Raw genomic sequence first — 23182 nt, 5'->3', positions numbered from 1 at the left:
CTTGTCCGGGGGCGCGGACCGGATCCTCCTCATCCGTTCGGTGATCTGGGGGCTGCTGTCCGGCATCGCCCAGGGCGTCACCGTCCTGTGCATCATCCCGGTGCTCACCGCGGTGTTCCGCGGCGACTGGTCGGACGCGGTGCGGGCTCTGATCGTCCTCGCCGTCGTGTGGCTGATCCATGCGGTGCTCGTCGGCGTGGCCACCTGGTCCGGGGTCGCCGGATCCCTCGGGATCATCCGGTCGATGCACCGGGGTCTCGGCGGCCGTCTGGTGCACCTGCCGCTGAGCTGGTTCAGCCCCGAGGCGCAGGGCCGCGCCTCGCACACCGCCGTGCGCGGGACCATGTTCGTGGCGACGGCGGCGATGGATGTCCTGGTGCCGTTGGTGGGCCATATCGCCATGCCGGCGACCATTGCGATCCTCACCCTGTTCATCGACTGGCGGATCGGCCTCGCGATGACCCTCTCCGCCCCCGTTCTGTGGTTGACGTCGGGGTTGGCGTCAAAGTGGGAATCGGCCGGGGAAGAGCGAGTGCGCGGGGTGCGCACCGATACCGACCTGCAGCTACTGGAGTTTGCGAGCAGGCAGCAGGTGCTGCGCGCCGCGGGCATCGCCGACGACTATCCGCCGCTGACGCGAGCCGTCGAAAAGCAGCGGGCCGCCGGTCGCAGCGCCCTGTGGCTGTCCCTGGGAGGAATGGTGCTTCAGGGGTTCGTCATCCAGACGGTGCTGGGCTGCGTCGCGGCGCTGGCGGTGTGGACCGCCGCGGGCGGTTCCGATCCCGTTCGCGCGGTGGTTCTCGTCGGCCTGGTCACCCTGGCGGCCGGTCCGTTGCGGATCGTGTCGTCGCTGCAGACCGCGCTGCACCAGTCCGAGGCCGAGATCGACGATGTGCGCGAGCTGTTGGAGACCCCGACCATGCCGGAGCCGGCTCAGCCGACCGCGTTCCCGCCGACCGCCGACATCGAGTTCGACGACGTCACCTTCGGCTATGGGACCGGCGACGACGCCCCCCTCGTCCTCGACGGCGTCAGCGCCCGCATCGGGGACCGCTCCTCCACGGCACTGGTGGGGGCATCGGGTTCGGGCAAGACGACGCTCATGCGCCTCATCGCGCGCCTGTGGGACGTCGACGGGGGAGCGGTGCGCATCGGTGGGGTCGATGTGCGCGATATGGCCACCGAAGATCTCTACCGGCACGTTTCCATGATTTTCCAGGACGTGTACCTCTTCGACGACACCCTGTGGGCCAACATCGCGCTGGGGAGGGAAGATGCCTCCCGCGACGAGATCCTCGACGCCGCCCGCCGCGCGCACGTCACCGAGATCGCCGACCGGTTGCCCGATGGCTGGCGGACGCGCGTCGGGGAGGGCGGCCAGCTGCTCTCCGGCGGTGAGCGTCAGCGCGTGTCCATTGCCCGCGCGCTTCTGCGGCGGGCGCCGTTGGTGCTGTGCGACGAACCGAGCAGCGCCCTGGACCCGTCGACCCGCCGTGCCGTCACCGCTGCCCTGGACGATTTGTCCCGTGACGCGACCGTCGTGGTGATCGCCCACCAGCTGGAGACGATCCGCGGCGCCGACCGCATTCTTCTGCTTGCCGACGGCCGCATCGCCGCGTCGGGCACCCACGATGAATTGGCGGCGTCGGATGAGCGCTACCGGCGGTTTTGGTCGCTGCGCGAGGATGCCGGCCACTGGAACATCGGCGTGGAAAGGCAAGGCTAAGCATAACTATAGTCAAGTAGTTAAGATTCCAAGGAACCACCTATGCCAAAAGAAGCAACGGACTCAAGGAGTGCAATGTCAACGAAAAACGACGTCAATCGGGAATCGGCGAAGGGAGCGTCTACGGGCAGCGAACTCGTCGCCGTCGGCGTATTCACCGTGATCATCGCGGTCATCAATTTCCTGTGCAACGTCATCGGCGTATTCGGGCCGCAGATCCAGCCGTTCGGCGCCGTGCTCGCCGTCATCATCATCGGCATCCCCTTCGCCCTGTTCATCCGGCGAATCAATCACTTCGGCCTGGTGACCGTCATGGCCACGCTGTTGGCGCTGATCTTCACCCTCTTCGGCCACACCTGGTGTCGGTGCTGTTCGCGCTGGTCTTCGGTTTGATCTCCGATCTGATCATCCGCAGCGGCAATTACTCCGATCCGAAACGCACCATCGTGGGGTACGCGTTCTTCGGCATTTATCCGATGGGCAATGTCCTACCGCTGCTGTTCATGCGCGACGACATCCTCGCCCGCTACACGCAGGGCGCCAACGCCGAGTGGGCGCGGGCCTTCGGCGAATTCCTGTCGACTCCGATGGTGCTCGCGCTGACGGCGACCTGCTTCGTGGCCGCCCTGTTCGGCGGATGGCTGGGGCAGCGGGCGCTGCGGTCCTACTTCTCCCGCGCGGGTCTGTGAGAGCCACGCCGATCGAGAAGCTCGATCCGAGGGTGGCCCTGATCGGGCTAGTCGTCGTCGACGCCGCCCTGCTGACCGTCGGAACCGAGTTGATGGAGATCACCGGTGCCGTGGTCGCGGTGATCTGCCTGATCGCCGCCCTGCGGCCAGTCGTGGCCATCGTCATGGGCCTGGCCGAAGCGCTGGTGCTGCTCCTCGGCCATGTGGTCCTGCCCGCCGCGGAGGGCACGGCCTCGGAGGTCCTGACGGTGCTGCTGTTCGCCATGAGCTTCACGTACCGCTTCGCCGTCGTCAGCGTCATCGCCTGGGCGGTCATCCGCGGCATCACCACCGGTGCTCTGCAGGCGTTCCTGGGTTGGGCCCGAGTGCCGCGCATCCTCGCCGTGCCCTCGGCGGTGGCCGTCCGCTTCCTCCCCGTCGTCGTCGACGACGCGAGGACGATCCGCGACAATCTGGTGCTTCGCGGAGTCGTCTCTTCCGGGGCATCGCTGCTGTTGCATCCCATCATCGCGGTGCGCCACGCGGTGCTGCCGCTGGTGGCCACGTCCCTGCGCACGGGCGACGAACTTTCCGCCTCCGCCCTGCTGCGCGGCCTGGGTTCCCGGCGGAGGCCGACATCGGTGGTGGAGTTGCGCGTGGGGTTCCCCGACGTCGTGGCGATGGTGATCGTCGCGGTGGTCGTTGCGTTGGCGGTGAAGGAGAAAATCGGATGATCGAGGTCAAAGATCTCAGCATCACCGTCGAAGCGCCGGGCGAGCCCGCCGGGGCGCAGGGTTCGGCCGTCGGGCAACCCCGGAAGCGGTCACCGCAACGTTGCTGGAGTCGATCGACATCCGGGTGCGACCCGGTGAGATGGTGCTCGTCACCGGAGGTTCCGGCTCGGGGAAGTCGTCTCTCGTCAACGCGCTCAACGGTTTCATCCCGCACATTCGCCCCACGCGCATCGGCGGCGACGTGAAGGTCGACGGATTGGAGCCGGCCGAGGTCGAATTGGCCGAAGCGGGACGAGTGGCCGCCACGGTGTTCCAGAACCCCCGCACCCAGTTCTTCGCCACCGACGTCCTTTCGGAGATCGCCTTCGGCGCTTCCAACCAGGGCGTGCCGCGGGAGGAGATTCTGCGGCGCATCGATGCCGCGGTGGATCTCCTCGACCTCGCCCACCTGCTCGACCGGCGGATGGGGGAGCTGTCGGGAGGCGAGCGCCAGCGGGTCGCCCTGGCGTCTGCCGTGGTTTCGCGGCCCAGGCTGTTCCTGCTCGACGAGCCGACCGCCAATCTCGACGACGCCTCCACCCAGGCGGTCGCCGAAGCTCTGGCCCACCTGAAGGGTGCCGGTGCGACGATCCTCGTTGCCGAGCATCGTTTGCATTATCTTCGCGGCCTGGTCGATCGCGTGGTCCAGCTGCACCGCGGGCGGGTGGTGGCCGACTGTCCCGCGGCCGAGTTCTGGGAAATGGGCGAAGGCGAGCGCCGTGACGCGGGGTTGCGCAGCCTCGTTGCCCCCGCTTCGGATCCGTTGCCGGCGCCTCCCCCGCCCCGGCGGATGCGGGCGGCCTGGAGCTGCGCGCTTTGTCGGCGGTGCGCGATGGCCGGCGGCTGTGGACGATCGACGAGGCGACTGCCCCACGCGGTGCGATCACCTGCGTCACCGGTCCGAATGGCGTGGGAAAGTCGACGCTCGTGCAGGTGCTGGTGGGATTGTGCCGCGCCGAGGGGACCGTGGTTCTGGACGGGAAGGCGTTGTCGCGCCGCGAACGGCGCCGCCGCTGTTCGGCTGTGATGCAGGACGTCAACCGCCAGCTTTTCGGGGTTTCGGTCACCGAGGAGCTTTCCCTGGGCCGCGCACAACCGTCTGCGGAGGAGGCCGCGGCGATTCTCGACGAGCTCGGACTCGAGGGGATGGGGGAACGCCACCCGTTGAGCCTTTCCGGCGGGCAGCGGCAGCGCCTCGCCGTGGCGACGGCCGTGGTCGGCGGGGAAGAAGGGCGCGGGGCCGATGTGATCATCTTCGACGAGCCGACCTCGGGCCTGGATTTGCGGGCGATGGAGAGCATGGCCGGCGTGATCCGGCGTTGCGCGGACCGCGGCGCGGTGGTCGTCCTGGTCACCCACGATCGCGAATTGGTGGACATGGTCGGGGATTTCGAGTTCCCCCTCACCCCGGGTTAGGGCTCGCCGCTCGTTCGGCCGCGGCGGGAACGTCCGCGGCCGAACGCGCGGCATCATGATCATCGCCGCAGTATCACGACCGTCACAGCAACATCATGATCAGCACCTGTGCGGCGACGATCTTGCCCACCATCGCCACCGGATACACCGTCGTGTACCCGCGGGCGGCCAGGTCGGTGCCCGAGGCGGTGTTCAGGTACGCGATGACCGCCGGGTTGGTGGTGATGCCCGCGGCGACGCCGATGGATTCGTCGAACGTGAGCTTGCGCCACACCATGAGCAGCGCCACGGTCGCGATCGCGCTGGCGAGCGTCACCACCAGGCCCAACCCGATGTACAGGAGGCTGGTGGGATCGGTCAATGCGGAACGGAACCCCGCGCCCGCGGTGGTGCCGACGCCCGCCATGAATAGCGCCATGCCGAAGCCCTCGAGGGTCTTCGTCGCGTGGTACGGCAGCTGCCACCGCACCGACCCGGTCCGGCCGAGCGCGCCGAAGACGAGGCCGGCGATGATCGGGCCGCCGCCGAAGCCGAGCGACAGGGTGCCGCCGCCGGGCATGGGGATGGGGATGGCGCCGAGCAGCAGGCCCAGTGCGAGGCCGAGCGCCAGCGGCAGCAGATCGGGCGTGGGGCGCGACTTTTCGGAGTCGCCGAGGAACGCCCGGATCGACTCGATGCGCTGTTTCGGTGCGACCACGCGGACGCGGTCGGACAGCTGCAGGCGGTCGTCGTTCGTCGGCACGACGTCGGCGTCGCCGCGGCGCAGGCGCGCGATGGTGAAGCCGTGGTCCTCCAGGATGCGCAGCTCGCCGATCGTCCTGCCCGCCACATCCGGGTTCGACACGGCCATGCGGGTGTATTGCAGATCCGACTCGTGCGGGTCCATCTCTATGCGCTCGCCCAGCTTTGCGACGGCCTTGTCCAGCTCCTCGGCCGTCCCGTTGACCATGATGGAGCAGCCTTCGGCCAGGACGTCGTCGGGTTCCGCCAGGCGCTGGTTGGACGGTTCGCCGTCGGCGCCGAGGTCCGCCACGCGGGTGGTGATGATCTTCGCGCCGGTGAACTCCGGTACCTGGGCCACGGTCAGCTCCCGCCCGGGGCCGATGCGGATGCCGATGTAGTGGAGCTTCTCGGCGAGCACGCCCTCGGCCTTGGCGTCGGCGACGTGGTCGACGCGCAGCAGCCGAGCGCCGACGGCGGCGACGATGATAATGCCCAGCACGCCGCCGGGATACGCCAGCGAATAGCCGACGACCGCCTCCGACGCCGATTCCGGGTCCGCGCCCGGCGGCAACAGCTCCGGCACCGCGGCGAGGATCGCGGCCATGCCCGGCGTCGACGACATCGCACCGGCGAACATGCCGGCGCCGGCGATGACTTCGGCGCGGGAGAACGTCACCAGCGCGAACGCCAGTGCCGTCAGCCCGACCAGCACCACCGCGACGATGACGTTGAGCGCCAGGCCACGGCTGCGCAGCGCCCGGAAGAACGCGGGCCCCGCGGAAAAGTCGATGCAGTAGACGAACAGCGCCAACCCGAATTGGTACAGGAGGGGAGGCATCTGGATGCCCGGATTGGCCGTCGACAAGCCGATGGCGACGAAGAGGATCGCCGCCGAGTCGAGGCTCAGCCCCGCGACCCGGATGCGCCCTATCGCGAATCCGGCGGTGAGGAAGACAGCCAGAGCGAGCAGTCCATCGGAAGCCACGAATGCGAGCACGATCACCAGAGCAGAGCCATCGCCGGATACACTGCCGCCATGAACCTGCCCCAGATCGACCCGTTGCGCGCCGCCGTCGAAAGCGTGCTGCTCGTCATCGACACGCCGGTCACCCCGATGGACCTCGCTCGCGCGCTCGACGTCGAGCCGGCGGCGATCCGCGAAGTGCTGGCCCAGATGCGCGACGAATTCGACGCACGCGGATCGGGCTTCGATCTCCGCGAAGTCGAGGGCGGGTGGCGCCTGTACACGCGGGCGGCGTATTCGGATGCGGTGGAGGCGTTCCTGCTCGACGGCACCCAGACGAAACTGTCGCGGGCGGCGCTGGAAACGCTCGCCGTCGTGGCCTACCGCCAGCCGGCGACGCGCGCGCAGGTGTCGGCGGTGCGCGGCGTCAACGTCGACGGCGTCATGCGCACGCTGCTGGCCCGCGGGCTCGTCGCCGAGGCGGGGGAGGACTCGTCGACCGGCGCGCACCTGTACGTGACCACGAACCTGCTGCTCGAACAGCTCGGCATCGCCTCGCTCGACGAACTGCCCGACCTCGCGCCGTTGCTGCCCGACATCGATCTCATCGACGAACCGGACCTGCCCTGACCCGCCGGGCGGGGTGGGGGCACCCCGGAAATGTGATCTTGGTCGTCAGGTGAACCCCGGATTCAGTCCGACGGTGAATGCCGGATATTGTCGTTGATGAGATTTCGGGTGAATTTTGTCTGGCGAATGGGCGCATCCGGCGCGCCGGTTCCCGCGAAAGAGAAAGGAACACTCCTCCTCATGCACTTCAGGGGCATCCACATCATCACCGGCACGGGGCGCAGCGTCGGCAAGACGACCGCCACCGCAGCCCTCGTCGCCCAGGCGATGGCGGCCGGGGAGGAGCCCATCGTGGTCAAGCTCGCCCAGACCGGCGAGCCCGAGGGCAAGGGCGCCCTGGAGACCATCCGGCGCCTGACCGGCTGCGAGGACGTCCACGAATTCGCCCGTTACCCCGACGCCCTGCCGCCGGCCTTCGCCGCCCGCCGCATCGGCGCCCAGGAGCTGGACCTGGAGGAGACCGCCGACCGGCTGCGCGATCTGGCCGCCGACGGCCGTCCCGTCTTCGTGGAGGGCACCGGCGGCGTGCTGGCGCGGATCTCCAACTGGGCGCTGCCGCAGCTGGCCGAGGAGCTCGGCGCGAAGGTGACCATCGTGACGGCGACCGCCCCGGGCACCCTCAACCACGTCGAACTGACCGTGGAGGCGTGCCGCGCCCGCGGCCTGGAGATCACCGGCATCATCGGCGGCTCGATCTCCGATCAGCCCGACGCCGTGGCCGAATGCGTTGTCGAGCAGGTGCCGATCATCACCGGCCTGCCCGTCCTGGCCTGGCTTCCGGAGGGCGCGGCCGACCTGGACCGCGAGGAATTCCTCGGCCGCGCCGTGGGCTGGTTCAGCGGCACGACGACCGAGTAGTTTTCCGGGCGCACAGGGCTACCAGTGCGGCCGCGATGGCGGCGACGACGGCGACGGCGATGGCGGAGAGGCCGAGGGTGAGGAAGTAGGTGCGCTCGGCTGACGCATTGGCCGGGTCGTAGCCGGTGGACAGGACACCCGCCAGGGCGGTGCCGATTGCCATGGTCATGAAGAACAGCGCGGAAAAGCGCGTCCGGTATTTCGCCGGGGCCAATGATGTCGCTGCGGACATGCCGACGGGCCCGACGTGGAGTTCGCCGAGGGTGATGATCCCGTAGGCGGCGATCACCGCGAGTAGCGGCACCGTGCCCGCGGCGTGCCCGGTGAAGGGCAGCAGGCACATGACGCCCACACCGGCCAGGGCGGTGCCGCCGGTGATCTGCGCCGCCGGGCCCGGCATGCGGTCGCCGAGGCGCAGGCGCAGCACGGCCAGCGGCGCCGACAGCGTGAGAATGAAGATCGGGTTGAGCGACTGCGCCCACGCCGCCGGGGCTTCCCAGCCGCCCGCGCCGCCGCCGATGATGCGGTCGACGCGTACGTCGGAATATACGGCCAGTGCGCCAAAGGTCTGGTTGAGAATCGCCCAAAACGCCACCGACGCGATGAACAGCGGCAGGAACGCCAGGACCCGGGAACGTTCGCGGGCACCGAGCCCGCGGTCCGCCAGCATCTGCCCGAAGAGCACGATGGTCGCCGCCAGCGTGGCCACGAGCATGACGGTGGCCAAGTGCTCCAGCGGCAGCGCACCGGACACGGTCAGTGCCGCGAGTGCGGCGATGGCCGCCAACACTGCGCCGATGATCCCGGCCAGGTGGCTCCGGGCAATGGGGAGGGAGGGCTTTTCGACGGCGACGCGGGCGTCGTCAAGCCAGGACCCCGAAAGACGGCGTCGGCCGAGCAAATAATGGACGAGACCGATGGTCATGAGCACGGCCGCGGCGCCGAAGCCGATGTGATACCCGTGGCGGGTGGACAACCAGCCGGTGAGCAGGGGGCCGAGCAGCGCGCCGACGTTGATGCCCAGGTAGAACAGCTGAAAGTAGGAGTCACGGCGGCGGTCATCGTCGGCGCGGACGCGGCCGAGCATGGTGATCGCCGACGTCTTCAGCGCACCGGAGCCCGCTGCGACGAGGACCAGGCCGCCGGCGACGCCCGCGCCGCCGGGCAGCAGCGCCAGCGACAGATGGCCCGCCACGAGCGTCCACGCGCCGGCCAGCAGGGTGCGCTCTGCACCGAGGACGCGGTCGGCGATCCAGCCGCCGGCGATGGTGCACAGGTAGACGAGGGAACCGTAGGCGCCCATCAGTGCCGTCGCCGTGGTGGTGGACAGGCCGAGGCCGCCGTCGGTGACGGTGTCGTACAGGTAGTAGGCCATGATCGCCTGCATGCCGTAGAAGCTGAATCGCTCCCACAATTCGACGCCGACGATGGCGGGCAGGGCGATGCGGGCGATTCCCGGTGGGCAGGGCTTCGGTGTCTCCGGTGGTGAAAGCACGCCAGTTGAACGCTGTCCGGTGCTGGTCATGGGGTTATCGTCCGGACTAGAGCGTTCGATGGCAAATCATCCCCCGCGGGTACCCCTGAACAATGTTCGTTTTTCGTTTTCGGCGCTAACGTCACGATGCATGACCACCGCCAGCACCAGCCCGCAGCACCCAGCCGCCGACCTCGCCGCCTTCGACGCGGCCCACGTCTGGCACCCCTATGGCCCCATGCCCAACCCGGTGCAGGCGCTGCCGGTGGCGTCGGCGGCCGGAACGACGCTGACGCTGGCCGACGGCCGCGAACTCATCGACGGCATGAGCAGCTGGTGGGCGGCGTGCCACGGACACTCGCACCCGCGTCTGGTCGCGGCGGCCCAACGGCAGGCGGCGACGATGTCCCACGTCATGTTCGGCGGGCTCACCCACGCCCCGGCGGTCGAGTTGGCGCGCCGTCTGCTGGCGATGACCGACCCCGCCCTGGATGCGGTGTTCTTCTCCGATTCCGGTTCGGTGTCGGTGGAGGTGGCCATCAAGATGGCGCTGCAATACCAGCGCGCCGTCGGCCACCCCGAACGCACGCGGCTGATGACCTGGCGCGGTGGCTACCACGGCGACACCCGCGCCCCGATGAGCGTCTGCGACCCCGACGGCGGCATGCACTCCCTGTGGGCCGGGGCGTGGGCGCCGCAGGTCTTCGCCCCGGTTCCGCCGCCGCGCGGATCTTCGCAGCAGGTGCGGGCGGAATACCTGTCCCGCTTCGATTCGCTCGTCGACGACACCGTGGCCGCCGTCATCGTCGAACCCGTCGTGCAGGGGGCCGGCGGCATGCGTTTCCACGACCACGAGCTGATCGCCGGGCTGCGCGAGATCTGCGACAACCACGGGCTGCTGCTCATCGCCGACGAAATCGCCACCGGGTTCGGACGCACCGGCGACCTGTTCGCCACCGCCGCCGCGGGCGTGACACCGGATGTGCTGTGCGTGGGCAAGGCGTTGACCGGCGGGTTCCTGTCTCTGGCGGCGACGCTGACCACCCGTCGGGTCGCCTCCGCGATCTCCGCCGGCGAGGGCGGCGGCCTCATGCACGGCCCGACGTTCATGGCCAACCCGCTGGCCTGCACCATCGCCGCGGAGAACCTGGACATCATCGCCGAGGGGCGGTGGCGCGACGACGTGCCCCGCATCGAGGCGGCCCTGCGCGCGGGCCTGGAACCCCTGCGCGGCCGCCCCGGCGTCGCCGACGTCCGTGTGCTCGGGGCGATCGGGGTGGTGGAGATGGACCGACCCGTCGACATGGCCCGAGCCACCGCCGCCTGCGTCGACGCCGGAGTGTGGTTGCGGCCCTTCGGAAAGCTCGTCTACACCATGCCCATGTACATCTGCGACGACGACGAGGTCGCCGCCATCTGCCGCGCCATCGACGCGATCGTCCGAGAGGAAAACGCATGACCATCCTGTGCATCACCGGCACCGGCACCGACGTCGGCAAGACCATCGCCACCGCCGCGATCGCCGGGGTGCTGCGCGCGCACGGCGGGAAGGTGGTCGTCGTCAAGCCCGCCCAGACCGGATACCCGGGGACCGGTGAAGGCGCGGGCCAGGGCGGGGACCTCGACGACGTCGCGCGGCTGACCGGAGTGACCGACCTGCATGGATTCGCCCGATACCCGGAGCCGATGGCGCCGCTGGCGGCCGCGCGCCGGGCCGGGATGGCGCCGCTGGTGCTTGACGACGTCGTCGCCCGGATCACGGCGCTCGACGGGCCGGATCGAACCGTGCTCGTCGAAGGGGCCGGCGGTCTGCTCGTGAGGTTGGGCGCCGACGGCCCCGGGGACGCCGGCCAATGGGGGCTGCCGGAACTGGTCGCGCACCTGCCCGGCGCGAACACCGTGGTGGTCACGTCGCTGGGGCTCGGCAGCCTCAACGTCGCCGAACTGACCGTGGAAGTCGCCCGCGCCCGCGGCATGGATGTCATCGGGCTCGTCGGCGGATCGCTTCCCGCGGGCGACGACCCCATCGTCGCCACCAACCTCGAGGACCTGCCCCACCTCACCGGCGTCGACGTGCTCGGATGCGTGCCGGAAGGATCCGGGGCCCTCGGGCGGGAGGAATTCCTGGCGGCCGCTGCGGGCTGGTTCACCGAATCGGGCAGAAGCGCCCTGGTGGGGTAGGCTGGCACGCGGACATCGCCGTGGGGCGCCCCGACACATGTCCCATCCGCCATGCGTGATGGGATTTCCGCTCTCCGGAGCCCCGCGACGTTCGTCGGCGGACATCCGCCCGATACGAAACCCGCACAGCTCAACGGATCGAGGACACCCGTGTCAACCACCGCTCGCCGAGACGGCACACCGGACGACAACCAGCCGCCCGCCGCCGACAGGCACAAGAAGGCCGCCGACTACTACGTCTCCCAGGCCCGCCCCGCCCGCCACCAGCACGTCGACCGCAAACGCGGCGCCGGCAACTCCGGTGCGGGCGAGGGCGTGCGCCTGCAGAAGGTGCTGGCTCAGGCCGGCGTCGCGTCGCGACGGATGGCCGAACGACTCATCGACGAAGGCCGCGTCGAGGTCGACGGCAAGATCATCACCCGCCAGGGCGTGCGCGTCGACCCGAACACCGCGGTCATCCGCGTCGACGGTTCCCGCGTCGTGGTCAACGAGGACATGCAGTACTTCGTGCTGAACAAGCCGCGCGGCGTGCAGTGCACCATGAGCGACGACCAGGGGCGGCCCTGCGTCGGCGACATCGTCGGCGAGAGGGTCTCCGCCGGCCAGCGCCTGTTCCACGTCGGCCGCCTCGACGCGGCGACCGAGGGCCTGCTGCTGCTGACCAACGACGGCGAGCTGGCCAACCGCCTGATGCACCCCAGCTACAACGTGACCAAGACCTACATGGCCACGGTCAAGGGCGAGGCGGACAACAAGCTGATCCGCGAACTGACCGATGGCATCGAGCTCGACGACGGCCCCGCCAAGGCAGACTTCGCCCAGATCATCGACGTGTGGCAGGGACGCTCCATCATCCGCGTCGAGCTGCACGAGGGCCGCAAGCACATCGTGCGCCGCATGCTCAAGACCGCCGGCTTCCCGGTGGAACGCCTGGTGCGAACCAAGATCCACACCGTCCAGCTGGGCGAGCAGACCCCGGGTGCGCTGCGCGCCCTCAACCGCGCCGAGCTCGCCTCCCTGTACAAGGCGGTGGGACTGTAGTGGCCGGAGTCGACAACCAGAACACCAACCCCAACACCACCGCGGGCACCGCGGAGACCACCGCGAACGAGGACGGGCGCACCATGAACGATTCCACCGCCGACGAAGCCCTGCTGCTGGCCATCGACGGGCCGTCCGGCACGGGCAAGTCGACGGTGTCCCGGGCCGTCGCCGAACACCTCGGCGCGAAGTACCTGGACACCGGCGCGATGTACCGCGTGGCCACCTTGTGGGTCCTGCGCCGCGGCATCGACCCCGCCGACGAAGACGCCGTCGTCGCGGCGACCGCCGATCTGCCGCTGACCATCAGCGACGACCCGCGTTCGACGGAGGTCATCCTCGACGGCGAAGATGTCTCCGGCGAGATCCGCGGCCCCGAGGTCACCCGCAACGTCTCCGCGGTGTCGGCGATCCCGGCCGTGCGGGAAAACCTCGTCGAACTGCAGCGTCGCCTGGCCGCCGAGGCCGGCCGCTGCGTCGTCGAGGGCCGCGACATCGGCACCGTGGTGCTTCCCGACGTGCCCGCGAAGGTCTTCATGACCGCCGCCGCCGAAGTCCGCGCCCGCCGCCGCTACGACCAGGACATCGCCGCCGGCCGCGAAGCCGATTACGACACCGTGCTGGCCGACGTCGTGCGCCGCGACGAGCTCGACAGTTCGCGCAAGACCTCCCCGCTGCGTCCGGCCGACGACGCCGTCGTGCTGGACACCTCCGACATGGACATCGAGGAAGTCGTCGACCACATCCTCGACGTCGTGGAAGCCGGTTACCCCGGTTCGGTCGACGGTGACCCGCTGGCCGACGACTCCACCGGCACCGAATACATCCGCGCCGACCTCGACGGCGCACACGAGGACCCGGAGGCGGGCCTCGATCGGGCCATCGCCGACCACGAGACCGTCATCGCCGAGGCCATCGCCCGCGCCGAAGCCGGCGAACTCGGAGAGGACGAGGACTGGGCCGACCTCGAGGAGGCGTTCTCCGTTCTCGGCGGCGCCACCGACGAGGAGGAGGCGCTGCCGACCGTCGCCATCGTCGGCCGCCCGAACGTGGGCAAGTCGACGATGGTCAACCGGTTCATCGGCCGTCGCGAAGCAGTCGTGGAGGACTTCCCCGGCGTCACCCGCGACCGCATCAGCTACCTCGGCGACTGGGCCGGCCGCCGCTTCTGGGTGCAGGACACCGGCGGCTGGGACCCCGACGCCAAGGGCCTCAACGCCTCCATCGCGCGGCAGGCAGAGGCGGCCATGGAAACCGCCGACGTCATCATCATGGTCGTCGACACCACCGTCGGCGTCACCGCCACCGACGAGATGATGGCCCGCCGCTTGCAGCGAGCGGACCAGCCGGTGATCCTGGCGGCCAACAAGTTCGAATCCGACTCGCAGCTCGGCGACGTCGCCGAGTTCTGGTCGCTGGGCCTGGGCGAGCCGCACCCGACGTCGGCGCTCCACGGCCGCGGCAACGCCGACGTCATGGACCAGGTCGTCCGGTCGTTCCCCGACGTGCCGCGCGCGCAGGCGCAGCCGCAGGGCCCGCGCCGAGTGGCGATCGTCGGCAAGCCCAACGTGGGCAAGTCGTCGCTGCTCAACAAGATCTCCGGCGAAGATCGCGCCGTGGTCTCCGACATCGCCGGCACCACCGTCGACCCGGTCGACTCGCTGGTGCAGTTGGACAGCGACGTGTGGCGCTTCGTCGACACCGCCGGCATCCGCAAGAAGACCAAGACCGCACAGGGCCACGAGTTCTACGCGTCGCTGCGCACCCGCTCGGCGATTGACAATTCCGAGGTCGTCATCTTCCTCGTCGATTCGTCCGAACCGATCACCGAGCAGGACCAGCGCGTGCTGCGCATGATCCTCGACTCCGGCCGGGCGCTGGTCGTCGCCTACAACAAGTGGGACCTGATGGACGAGGACCGCCGCGACCTGCTCGAGCGCGAAATCGATCTGCAGTTGTCGCACGTGCCGTGGGCGCGCCGCGTCAACATTTCGGCGAAGACGGGCCGGGCGCTGCAGAAGCTCGAACCGGCGATGCTGGAGGCGTTGGACTCGTGGGATCGCCGCATCCCCACCAGCCGCCTGAACAACTGGTTGCGCACCGTCCTGCAGGAGGTGCCGCCGCCGCTGCGCGGTGGTCGTCTGCCGCGCGTGCTCTTCGCCACCCAGGCGTCGACGCGCCCGCCGGTGATCGTTTTGTTCACGACCGGTTTCCTCGAGCACGGCTACCGTCGCTTCCTGGAGCGACGCCTCCGCGAGGAGTTCGGTTTCGAGGGGTCGCCGGTGCGCATCGCGGTGCGCGTCCGCGAAAAGCGCGGCCGCAAGTAGACGGCACGTGGGCGGCCGGGACCTTTGGCGGCCGCCCATAACCGACGCGGCGGGCAACCGGGACAGTCCCCGGTTGCCCGCCGCGTCGGTCGATTGCGTCCGGGGTCGGGGTGCGTGCATTGTGGGATCTGAACGGATGGGGCGCGACGGGCGCCCCGCATGATCAGGAGACGATGAGCGATGTCCGGCAACCGACACGGGCGTGATCCCTTCGACGACGGCCGCACCGAGTTCATCGGCCGCGATGAGCCGACCCGGCGCGCCTGGGGCGGCCGCGACGACCAGTCGACCGAGTACTTCGGTTCGGCGGGGCGCGGTGGCCGGGGCACCGGCGGCGATGCCGGCGATTCCGGCTACGACCCGGACGCGGATTTCGGTGGCGGTGCCCGCGGCGGGGACGCCACCAGGTTCGACATCGGTCGCCCGGCCGCCGGGCAGGGCGGGCGAGAGGAGTCCGGACAGTACTGGGCGCCGCTGACGCCGGAGGAGCGCGGCATCGACCCGCGTGCGGCCGGTGGGCCCCAGTCCTTCGGCGGCGGCCAGGACGGCAGCTACGGCGAGTACGGCCGGGACGGCTACGACGATCGTTACGGCGAGCGCGGTGACCGGGATGGCCGCGAGTACCGGGATCGCGACGGAGACGATCGGCGCGGCGGCATCGGCAAGGGTGCGACGATCATCGCGGTGACGGCGATCATCGCCATCGTCATCCTGGTGGCGTTGATGTTCCGCTTCCTGTCCGGCGACGATGAGGCCACCGAGCCGACCACGACGACCCCGCCGCCGGAGCCGACGACGTCGACCTCCGAGACGCTCACCACCGAGGAGGAGCCGACGGAAACCTCCGATGCGGTGCGCGACGAAATCGATCGCCTGCGCGACGAGATCAGCAGCCTGCGCGAAACCCCGCCGGCGATCCCGGGTCTGGAGGGCGGCGAGGTCGTCGAGGCCACGGTGCCCGAGGCGGTGGGCAAGTCCCCGGCCGAGGTCGAGCTGGCCCTGCGCCGCGCCGGCTTCAGCGACATCTCCGTCGTCGACGCCAACGGCAATCCGACCAATTCGGTGGTGTCGCTCACCGGCCGCGTCGCCTCGATCGACCCGCCGGCCGGTACTTCGACGATGACGGACCAGCCGATCACCATCACGTTGGAGTGACCGCCGCGGCCACGCGCCCGGGCGGCGGGGCGAATCAGCCTCCGGCGATGCGGATGGGAATGCGCCGCGGGCCGAAATCGCCGGGCCCGTCGGCGTCGTAAAGCCCCGGGATCGCCGTGCCGCACTGCGGGCACGCCCCACGCCCCGACTCGTCGGCGACGAGCTGGTAATCGACCATGCGGTACCAGTCGCGGACGATGACCGGCGCGTCGCAGCCGGGGCAGAACGTGGTGTCGCCGTCCTTGTCGTGGACGTTGCCGGTGTAGACGAAACGCTCGCCGGCGTCGAGGGCGATGTCGCGGGCCCGGCGCAGCGTCGACGGCGGAGTCGGGGGCACGTCGCGCATGCGGTTGTCGGGGTGGAACGCGCTGAAATGGTGGGGGACGTCCGGGCCGAGGTTGGCGACGATCCAGTCGGCCATCGCCCGGATCTCGGCGTCGGAGTCGTTGTGGCCGGGGATGAGCAGCGTGGTGATCTCCAACCACGTGTCCGTTTCCGCCAGCCACGCGAGATTGTCCAGCACGACGTGGAGGTCCGCGCCGGTCAGCCGCCGGTAGAACTCCGGCGTGAAACCCTTCAGGTCGACGTTGACGGCGTCCATTGCGCCGAAGAAGTCCTCGCGCGCGAAGTCGGCGGCGTCGCGGGCGGTGGGCGAGATGTACCCGGCGGTCACGCCGACGGTGCGCACGCCCCGGTCACGGCAGGCGGCGGCGATGTCGATGGCGTATTCGGCGAAGATCACCGGATCGTTGTAGGTGAACGCCACGGACGCGGCACCGGAGGCGACGGCGGCGTCGGCGATGTCCTCGGGCTCCGCGACGTCGGTGAGGGTGTCGACGTGCCGGGACGTGGAGATCTCGTGGTTTTGGCAGAACCTGCACCCCAGGTTGCAGCCGGCGGTGCCGAAGCTGAGCACCGACGTGCCCGGCAGGAAATGGTTGAGCGGCTTCTTCTCGATCGGGTCGAGGCAGAAACCCGACGACCGGCCCCACGTGTCCAGCACGAGCCGTCCGCCGTTGTTGCCGCGGACGAAGCAGAAGCCGCGTTGCCCGGCGCGCATGCGGCATTCGCGCGGGCACAGCAGGCATTGCACGCGTCCGTCGTCGAGGACGCGGCCCCACCGGGCGGGGTGGGTGCCCGGCACGTCGGGGCCGGGGCCGGGTTCGATGCTTGACGACGCCGACGTCATCGCGGTTCGCCCTCCCCGAAGGCGACGCCCTGCTCGGGCGAGGCCGGTTCCTCCCACGAATCGACGGTGTACCGGCTCAGGCGCCAGTCGGCGCCCCACCCGGTGTCGCGGGGTCCGGCGACGAGACCGGCCTTGGCCTTGAGATGGCGGATGAACTCCGTCGGGTCCGGCAGCTGGTCCCACACCTGGGGCAGGAATGTGCCGCTGCTCGGGGAGCGGCGGGGCGGGTCGAGGCGCATGCGGAACGCGCCCATGCCCGACCGGGCGGGGTCGGCGGAGTCGAGCGGGGTACCCGCAAGGATCGCCCCGTCGACGTGGGGGCGCAGCGCCGCGATGGCCTCGGCCTCGGAGGACGCGGCGACGGGTTCGGGGGCCGAGAGCACGGAGACCTCGATGCGGATGTCCGGCAGCTCCTCGGCGGTGACGTCGGGGAAGCGGGGGTCGCGCAGGGCGGCGTCAACGGCGTGGGCGGCGATGTCCGCGCCCAGCGGCCGCGTGGCCGAAAGCGACCCGATGCAGCCGCGCAGCCGCCCGTCGACGGTGAGGGTGACGAAGGACGCGCCGTCGTCCGACAACCACGGGTGGCCGATGAGATCGGCGAACCCGGCGGCGGGGTCGGACGGGTCGGGGCCGCCGGCCAACCGGTGCTCGAGCACCGCGCGGGCATAGGCGGGCAGCCGCGGGCCGAGGGGGTCGAAGCGCACGGCCGGATAGCCCACCACGCGGTGCGGGTCGCCGTCGGGCGCATCCGCCGACGTCGCCCGATCGACCACCTCCGCCGACCACCCGGCGCGCCGGGCGAATCCGAGCAGACCGTTGATGGGGATGGCGCCGCACGCCGACCTCGGCGGCAGCGGGGCCTTCAGGGCGACGATCCGGTCGAGGGTGTCGGAATCCACGGCCACGGCGTCGTCGACGGGCAGGAAGTGGGACAGGTCCGAGCTGACGATCAGCAGCGTGTCGTCGTCGGACAGGATCGCCGCGACGAGTTCGGTCATCTCCGCCACCGTGGCATCGCCGGCGACCAGCGGCAACACGGGCAGCTGCGGTGCCAGCACCTGCAGGAACGGCAGGTGCACCTCGACGGAGTGCTCGTGGGCGTGGACGCCGGGCGAGGTCACCAGCAGATCGGGGAACGTGTCGGCCAGTCGCGCGCGCAACGTGGGCAGCAGCCCGTCCGGAACGGTCACCGCGCCCAGCGGAGTCTCGAATGCCGACACCCCGGCATCGGTGACGCCGCGCACGGGTACGCGATGGGCGGGGCCGATCACCGCGGCACGGCGGAAACGACCGTCGGCCAGCGCCCGGCGGAGCAGCGAATACGCAGACGCGGCGACTTTTCCGGAATAGACGTAGCCGGCATGCGGGGCGATGACGGCGCGGGGCGGCGGGCCGTCGTCAAGCGCAGACGAGTGCGTCGCAAGCAACTGTTCGACCTGCGTGCGCAACGCCGTCGGGTCGGCGGGGTAGAACATTCCGGCGACGGCGGCGGGGCGGACCATCGGGTCGGCCGGGTGTGGCTGTCGGTGGGAGAACATGGGGGGGGCACCTCCGATGCCTCCAGGGTACGTCCGGTCGCGGACGCGGGTGATCCGCGCCGGGCGATAGAGTCGGCGGCATGAATGCTCCCGCCGCACGCGAGTCGATCGACCTTGTCCGCCGCTGGTCCGGGCAGGCGGCGCGGGTGCTCGACGGGAGGGCGCGGATCGCGGCGTCCGCCGGGCAGGCGGCGTCGGAGCTGTGCTCCCGGACGGTGCCGGTGAAGATCGACGGTGAGGTCGCGTGGCGCGTGCTGCCGGTCGACGGCGCGGCGCTGCTGCGCTCGGGCGAGATCGTGCGGCACCGGTGGTTGGCCGGCATCGGGGTGGAGGAGGCCCGGCTCGTCGAGGAATTGGCGGGGCCCGCCGCGACGGCCGTGCGCGAGACGTGGGCGGCCGAGGGATGGCGGCGGTTCTTCTCGCGGGCGGAGGCGCGCGCCACGGCCGATCGGGCGGTGGCGTATCTGCGCGATGTCGTCGAGCGGGTGCGGCGGCGCGACGTGCCGACCTTGCTCGACAGGCTGGAGCAGGAGGCGGCCGGCGCGGCGCCGCAGTTGGTGCCCACCGACTTGATGTACCCGGACGTGGGCGTCATGGCGGTGCTTTCCGACGGACTGCCGGATGACCTCGGCGAACCGGAGCTGGTGTCCGGCGCGGACGTCGCCGCCCTGCCCGGTGCGTTGTCGACGTTGTCCGGCGCATTGGAGGCGGAGCGCACCGCGCGTCTGGCGGCCATCGCGGCGGGCGAGCGCCTGCGCACCGTGGCCACCGACGAACTGTTGGCGGGGCTCGACGTGTCGGCGTTGCGCGACGTCACCCGCGACCGGCTGCGCATCGCCCCGATCGAGGAGGCGGGTTTGCACACCGTCGGCGCGGTGCTGCGGGCCGGTGCGTCGTTGACGGAGGTGCCCGGCATCGGCGCGGATTCGGCCCGCAAGTTGCTGGGAGCGGCGCAGACGCTGCGGCAACAGACGATGGACGATCAACCCCTGCACCTGGATCCCGCGCAGCCCACGCCGCAGGCCACCGACGTCCTGCGGGCGTTGCGACGATGGGAGATCACTCGCGGCCCCCTGCGCGGCCCGGACGGATCCGCGGCGGCGGTGGCGTTGGGGGCGTTGGCGCCGGTGATGGCCCCGGGCGTGGGCGACGTGATGGTCTTCCCGACCCCCGGCCACGGCATCCCCGAGTTTCGCGGTGCGGTCGCACGGGTCCTGAGGCTGGCGCGGGCGCTCGGTGGGGCCGTCGGAAAGCAGGTCGGCGCGGATGCCGCGGCGGCCGACGAGGACGCGGGCGTGGCACCGGACGCCCCCGACGACGAGCTGTGGGCCGACTTCCGCGCCCGCCCCGCCGACTACCAGGCGCTGGCCGCGCAACTGGGGTTGCTGCCCGACGACGGCGACCGGGTCCACGGCGACCTGCCGGAGGAGATCGTCGCGGCGATTCGCGGCATGGACCTGGACACCGGGTACCTGAAGGCGTCGCTGCGCGGGTACCAGGATTTCGCGGCGCGGTTCGCGCTGGTGCAGGGCAAGGTGCTCATCGGCGACGAGATGGGCCTGGGCAAGACCATCGAGGCGCTGGCGGCGCTGACGCACCTGCATGCCCGGGATAAGACGCATTTCCTGGTGGTGTGCCCGGCGGCGGTGGTGTCGAACTGGATGCGCGAGATCGAATCGAAATCGCGGCTGGAGGCCCACCGTCTGCACGGGCAGGCGCGCGATCTGGCCGTCGACGAATGGCTGGTGCGAGGGGGAGTCGCCGTGACCACCTACGGGACCCTGGCCGCGGTGCGGGACCGGGTGCTGGCGTGCCCCGGGTTGGCGTGCGTGGTCGTCGACGAGGCGCACTACATCAAGAACCCCGGGGCGAAGCGATCCCAACTGCTGGCCGAGGTGATCGGGCAGGTGGACGGTGCGATCCTGCTGACGGGTACGGCGCTGGAAAATCGCATCGACGAATTTCGGACGCTGGTGCGCTACCTGCGTCCCGACCTGCTGGAGGGGGAGGCCGAACTGCCGGCGGCGAAGTTCCGCGAGCTGGTCGCGCCCGTCTACCTGCGGCGCAATCAGGCGGACGTGCTCGACGAGCTGCCCGCGCTGGTGGAAGTCGACGATTGGGTGGAGGCCACCGACGCCGACGAGGCCGCCTACCGCACGGCCGTCGACGAGGGGAACTTCATGGCCATGCGCCGGGCGGCATTTGCGGCGGGCGCGGGGTCGGCGAAGATGGAGCGGCTGGTCGACATCGCCGGGGAGGCGCGCGACAACGGTCGCCGGGTGATCGTGTTTTCGCATTTCCGGGACGTGCTCGACGCCGTGATGGGCGAGTTGGGGGAGGTCGCGGTGGGGCCGCTGACGGGCGATGTGCCCGCGGCGCGGCGCCAGGAGCTGGTCGACGAGTTCTCCGCCGCCGATGGTGGTGCGGTGCTGGTGTCGCAGATCGTCGCCGGCGGCGTGGGCCTGAACATCCAGGCCGCGTCGGTGGTGGTCATCTGCGAGCCGCAGTTGAAGCCGACGACGGAGTGGCAGGCCATCGCCCGCGCGCACCGGATGGGCCAGTTGGAGTCGGTGCAGGTGCACAGGTTGTTGCTGGAGGATTCCGTCGACGCCCGGATCGTGGAGATTCTCGCCCGCAAAATGCAGCTTTTCGACGAGCTGGTGCGGGTGTCCACCACGGCCGACGCCGCACCCGAGGCGTACGACGTGTCCGAGGCGGAGCTGGCCCGCGAGATCATCGCGGCGGAGCGGGAACGGTTGGCGGGGGAGACTCCGGCAAACCCGCCACGACCTGCGGATTAGCCCACACTGCCGACAATGTTGTAATCTGTGGCAGTTGCCGTTGAACGGCAGCGGCGGACTGTGGCGCAGCTTGGTAGCGCACCTCACTGGGGGTGAGGGGGTCGCAGGTTCAAATCCTGTCAGTCCGACCAGCGTTTCGACTGCAGTACGTCACGACTGCGACCCGGTGGAGAGATCATCTCCACCGGGTTTTTCGTCGTCGGTGCCGTGACGGGAGGGGCGCGGACGGCCGGGGTGGCGCCACATCGAAATCGGCGTCTGTTCCCTTGATATGACAACGATCGACGGGTTTACAGGTGCGGCGTTTCGGAAAAGCCGACGGGAATGGCTATCGTTAGCGCTATTCTTCGTAACCATCCACCCGCCGCCCGGCGGGGAAATACGTCGGAACAGACCGCGGATAGCGGCCGCGGCACCCATCGCGACCGGTCACGCACCAGCCCGTCCCGGCGATCATAGGAGGCACAGTTGACCGAGATCTCTACCCGCCACGAAAACGTCGCGCGCGACTTCGCCGCCGTCGCCGACCGCGTCACCAAGTGGGGCGCGCCCACTCCCGTGCCGGAGTGGACGGCCGGTGACATCGTCGAGCACCTGCTCGCCTGGTTCCCGGCGGCGCTCGAGTCCTGGGGTGGCCCGACCCTGTCGGACATTCCGTCGCGCGGTCTCGCCGAGCGTTGGCGTCTGCGCACCGTCGAGGTGCAGGCCATTCTCGATGACCGTGACCGGGCCGGGGCCATCATCGAGTCCGGCGATTTCGCCGGCATGCGTCTCGACGAGGCCATCGACCGCCTGTACACGGCGGACATCTTCATGCACACGTGGGACCTCGCCCGCTCGGCCGACGTCGAGATTCACCTTTCCGGCCCCTACGCCACCGGCGTGCGCGAGGGCCTGGCCGCGATGGGCGACGGCCTCCGGGAGTCCGGCCACTTCGGCCCGGCCGTGGAGACCGACTCCGACGATCCGGTTGATCGTCTCATGGCGTTCATCGGCCGCGACCCGCAGTGGTCCGTCTCGGCTGCCAACTAGGCGAGCAGCCGTTTGAGGTCGTCGACATCGCCGCGGAATGCGTTGACGTCGACGTCGAACCCCGCCACCGACCCCCGATCCGTGAATTGCCACAGGTCGGGGGTTCGGCCCCGGAAGGGCCGCCACGCCCGGTGATCGTCGCCCGGGTACCCGGCGGCTCCCTCGCCACGGTCGTCGCCGACCTCCGAGACATCGCGGACGTCGTCGGGCCACTGCGCCAACCACAGTCCACCGCCGATGTCGGGGAAGCTGCGCAGACGCCAGTAGGACCGCGTCGTGTAAATCCCCGCGCACCGCACCCCAACCTCGTCCAGCGCCCGGGCCGCCTCCGCCACATCATCGGCGTCGAGGCGATGCGGCGCGGTTTCGACGTCGAGCCAGACGGCCGGGGCGTCGTCAAGCAAGGAACCGTAAACCGACCCGAGCTGGCCCGCGACGACCCGCGCCTGCTGCCGGAACGACGTCCCCTCCCGGGGATGGCGCACATACCAATACGCCCCGACGACCAGCCCCGACGCCCGCGCGTCGGCGACGTGCGAGGCGAAAACCGGGTCGGGGTACGTGCCGTCGCAGGCGCGGACGATCGCGAACCGGTGCCCGGCCTCCGCCGCCCGCGACAGGCGCAGCCCATCCTGCCACTGGCTGACGTCGACGCCGGTGACGAAACCGGTGCCGACGCCGCGCAT

The 23182-nt window shown here is 70.4% G+C and carries 18 protein-coding genes, 1 tRNA gene and 1 pseudogene; 15 read left to right on the top strand and 5 right to left on the bottom strand.

Features of this window, described 5'->3' with window-relative positions:
- The first annotated feature begins 1 nt into the window (after window position 1).
- From CFREN_RS07590 to CFREN_RS07565, 5 genes and pseudogenes are all read left to right on the top strand, one after another.
- Window positions 2-1726 carry an ABC transporter ATP-binding protein gene (locus CFREN_RS07590; RefSeq protein ID WP_246580206.1) on the top strand — a complete coding sequence of 575 codons (1725 nt, stop codon included), beginning with the start codon at window positions 2-4 and terminating at the stop codon, window positions 1724-1726.
- Between the two features lie 42 nt (window positions 1727-1768).
- A pseudogene (locus CFREN_RS12830) lies at window positions 1769-2415 on the top strand (MptD family putative ECF transporter S component).
- On the top strand, window positions 2412-3128 hold the full coding sequence (locus CFREN_RS07575) for an energy-coupling factor transporter transmembrane component T (RefSeq protein WP_290250648.1): 717 nt from the start codon (window positions 2412-2414) through the stop codon (window positions 3126-3128). Before CFREN_RS12830 ends, CFREN_RS07575 begins: the two are co-directional and overlap by 4 nt.
- Before the next feature lie 100 nt (window positions 3129-3228).
- Window positions 3229-4194, top strand: coding sequence for an ABC transporter ATP-binding protein (locus CFREN_RS07570; protein WP_209652763.1), 966 nt, complete (start codon window positions 3229-3231; stop codon window positions 4192-4194).
- The gene (locus tag CFREN_RS07565) at window positions 4077-4583 is read left to right on the top strand and encodes an ATP-binding cassette domain-containing protein (protein WP_342356254.1); all 507 of its coding nucleotides are present in this window, start codon (window positions 4077-4079) and stop codon (window positions 4581-4583) included. Before CFREN_RS07570 ends, CFREN_RS07565 begins: the two co-directional genes overlap by 118 nt.
- Before the next feature lie 82 nt (window positions 4584-4665).
- Here the strand turns inward: CFREN_RS07565 and CFREN_RS07560 are convergent, their stop codons facing one another.
- Window positions 4666-6303, bottom strand: coding sequence for an aspartate:alanine exchanger family transporter (locus CFREN_RS07560; RefSeq protein ID WP_209652766.1), 1638 nt, complete (start codon window positions 6301-6303; stop codon window positions 4666-4668).
- A gap of 39 nt (window positions 6304-6342) precedes the next feature.
- Here CFREN_RS07560 and scpB point away from each other — a divergent pair, with 39 nt between their 5' ends.
- Both scpB and bioD (CFREN_RS07550) read left to right on the top strand, forming a co-directional pair.
- A complete protein-coding gene (gene scpB / locus CFREN_RS07555; RefSeq protein ID WP_209652768.1) occupies window positions 6343-6900 on the top strand; it encodes an SMC-Scp complex subunit ScpB in 558 nt (185 codons plus the stop codon).
- A gap of 180 nt (window positions 6901-7080) precedes the next feature.
- A complete protein-coding gene (bioD, locus tag CFREN_RS07550) occupies window positions 7081-7758 on the top strand; it encodes an ATP-dependent dethiobiotin synthetase BioD (RefSeq protein WP_209652770.1) in 678 nt (225 codons plus the stop codon).
- On the opposite strand, the gene CFREN_RS07545 is transcribed toward bioD (CFREN_RS07550), so the two are convergent.
- Window positions 7736-9283 (bottom strand): peptide MFS transporter, encoded by a 1548-nt coding sequence (locus CFREN_RS07545; RefSeq protein WP_244979518.1) that lies wholly within the window; start codon window positions 9281-9283, stop codon window positions 7736-7738. The genes bioD (CFREN_RS07550) and CFREN_RS07545 overlap by 23 nt on opposite strands.
- Before the next feature lie 100 nt (window positions 9284-9383).
- Here CFREN_RS07545 and CFREN_RS07540 point away from each other — a divergent pair, with 100 nt between their 5' ends.
- The 5 genes from CFREN_RS07540 (at window position 9384) to CFREN_RS07520 (ending at window position 15936) form a co-directional block, all read left to right on the top strand.
- On the top strand, window positions 9384-10691 hold the full coding sequence (locus tag CFREN_RS07540; protein ID WP_209652772.1) for an adenosylmethionine--8-amino-7-oxononanoate transaminase: 1308 nt from the start codon (window positions 9384-9386) through the stop codon (window positions 10689-10691).
- A complete protein-coding gene (gene bioD, locus CFREN_RS07535; RefSeq protein ID WP_209652774.1) occupies window positions 10688-11413 on the top strand; it encodes an ATP-dependent dethiobiotin synthetase BioD in 726 nt (241 codons plus the stop codon). The genes CFREN_RS07540 and bioD (CFREN_RS07535) overlap by 4 nt, the downstream gene beginning before the upstream one ends.
- Before the next feature lie 150 nt (window positions 11414-11563).
- Window positions 11564-12454 (top strand): pseudouridine synthase, encoded by an 891-nt coding sequence (locus tag CFREN_RS07530; protein ID WP_224369705.1) that lies wholly within the window; start codon window positions 11564-11566, stop codon window positions 12452-12454.
- A gap of 83 nt (window positions 12455-12537) precedes the next feature.
- Window positions 12538-14781 (top strand): bifunctional cytidylate kinase/GTPase Der, encoded by a 2244-nt coding sequence (gene der, locus CFREN_RS07525; protein ID WP_209654633.1) that lies wholly within the window; start codon window positions 12538-12540, stop codon window positions 14779-14781.
- A gap of 180 nt (window positions 14782-14961) precedes the next feature.
- Window positions 14962-15936, top strand: a complete 975-nt coding sequence (locus CFREN_RS07520) for a PASTA domain-containing protein (RefSeq protein ID WP_209652778.1) — start codon at window positions 14962-14964, stop codon at window positions 15934-15936.
- A gap of 34 nt (window positions 15937-15970) precedes the next feature.
- On the opposite strand, the gene amrS is transcribed toward CFREN_RS07520, so the two are convergent.
- Together amrS and amrB are read right to left on the bottom strand one after the other, a co-directional pair.
- The gene (gene amrS / locus CFREN_RS07515; protein WP_209652780.1) at window positions 15971-17125 is read right to left on the bottom strand and encodes an AmmeMemoRadiSam system radical SAM enzyme; all 1155 of its coding nucleotides are present in this window, start codon (window positions 17123-17125) and stop codon (window positions 15971-15973) included.
- Complete coding sequence (gene amrB, locus CFREN_RS07510) at window positions 17122-18663, bottom strand: AmmeMemoRadiSam system protein B (protein WP_209652783.1); 1542 nt, start codon at window positions 18661-18663, stop codon at window positions 17122-17124. The genes amrS and amrB overlap by 4 nt, the downstream gene beginning before the upstream one ends.
- A gap of 80 nt (window positions 18664-18743) precedes the next feature.
- Between amrB and CFREN_RS07505 the strand changes: the two genes are divergently transcribed.
- The 3 genes from CFREN_RS07505 (at window position 18744) to CFREN_RS07495 (ending at window position 22496) form a co-directional block, all read left to right on the top strand.
- Window positions 18744-21464 carry a DEAD/DEAH box helicase gene (locus CFREN_RS07505; protein ID WP_209652785.1) on the top strand — a complete coding sequence of 907 codons (2721 nt, stop codon included), beginning with the start codon at window positions 18744-18746 and terminating at the stop codon, window positions 21462-21464.
- Window positions 21465-21518: 54 nt separating this feature from the next.
- A tRNA-Pro gene (locus CFREN_RS07500) sits at window positions 21519-21595 on the top strand.
- A 337-nt stretch (window positions 21596-21932) separates the two neighbouring features.
- A complete protein-coding gene (locus CFREN_RS07495) occupies window positions 21933-22496 on the top strand; it encodes a DinB family protein (RefSeq protein WP_209652787.1) in 564 nt (187 codons plus the stop codon).
- On the opposite strand, the gene CFREN_RS07490 is transcribed toward CFREN_RS07495, so the two are convergent.
- Window positions 22493-23182, bottom strand: coding sequence for a glycoside hydrolase family 25 protein (locus CFREN_RS07490; protein ID WP_209652789.1), 690 nt, complete (start codon window positions 23180-23182; stop codon window positions 22493-22495). The genes CFREN_RS07495 and CFREN_RS07490 overlap by 4 nt on opposite strands.

Source organism: Corynebacterium freneyi (genome assembly GCF_030408835.1).
Lineage (GTDB): Bacteria > Actinomycetota > Actinomycetes > Mycobacteriales > Mycobacteriaceae > Corynebacterium > Corynebacterium freneyi.
Note: the sequence above shows the minus strand (reverse complement) of the source record. Positions and strands in the feature narration are given on the sequence as shown.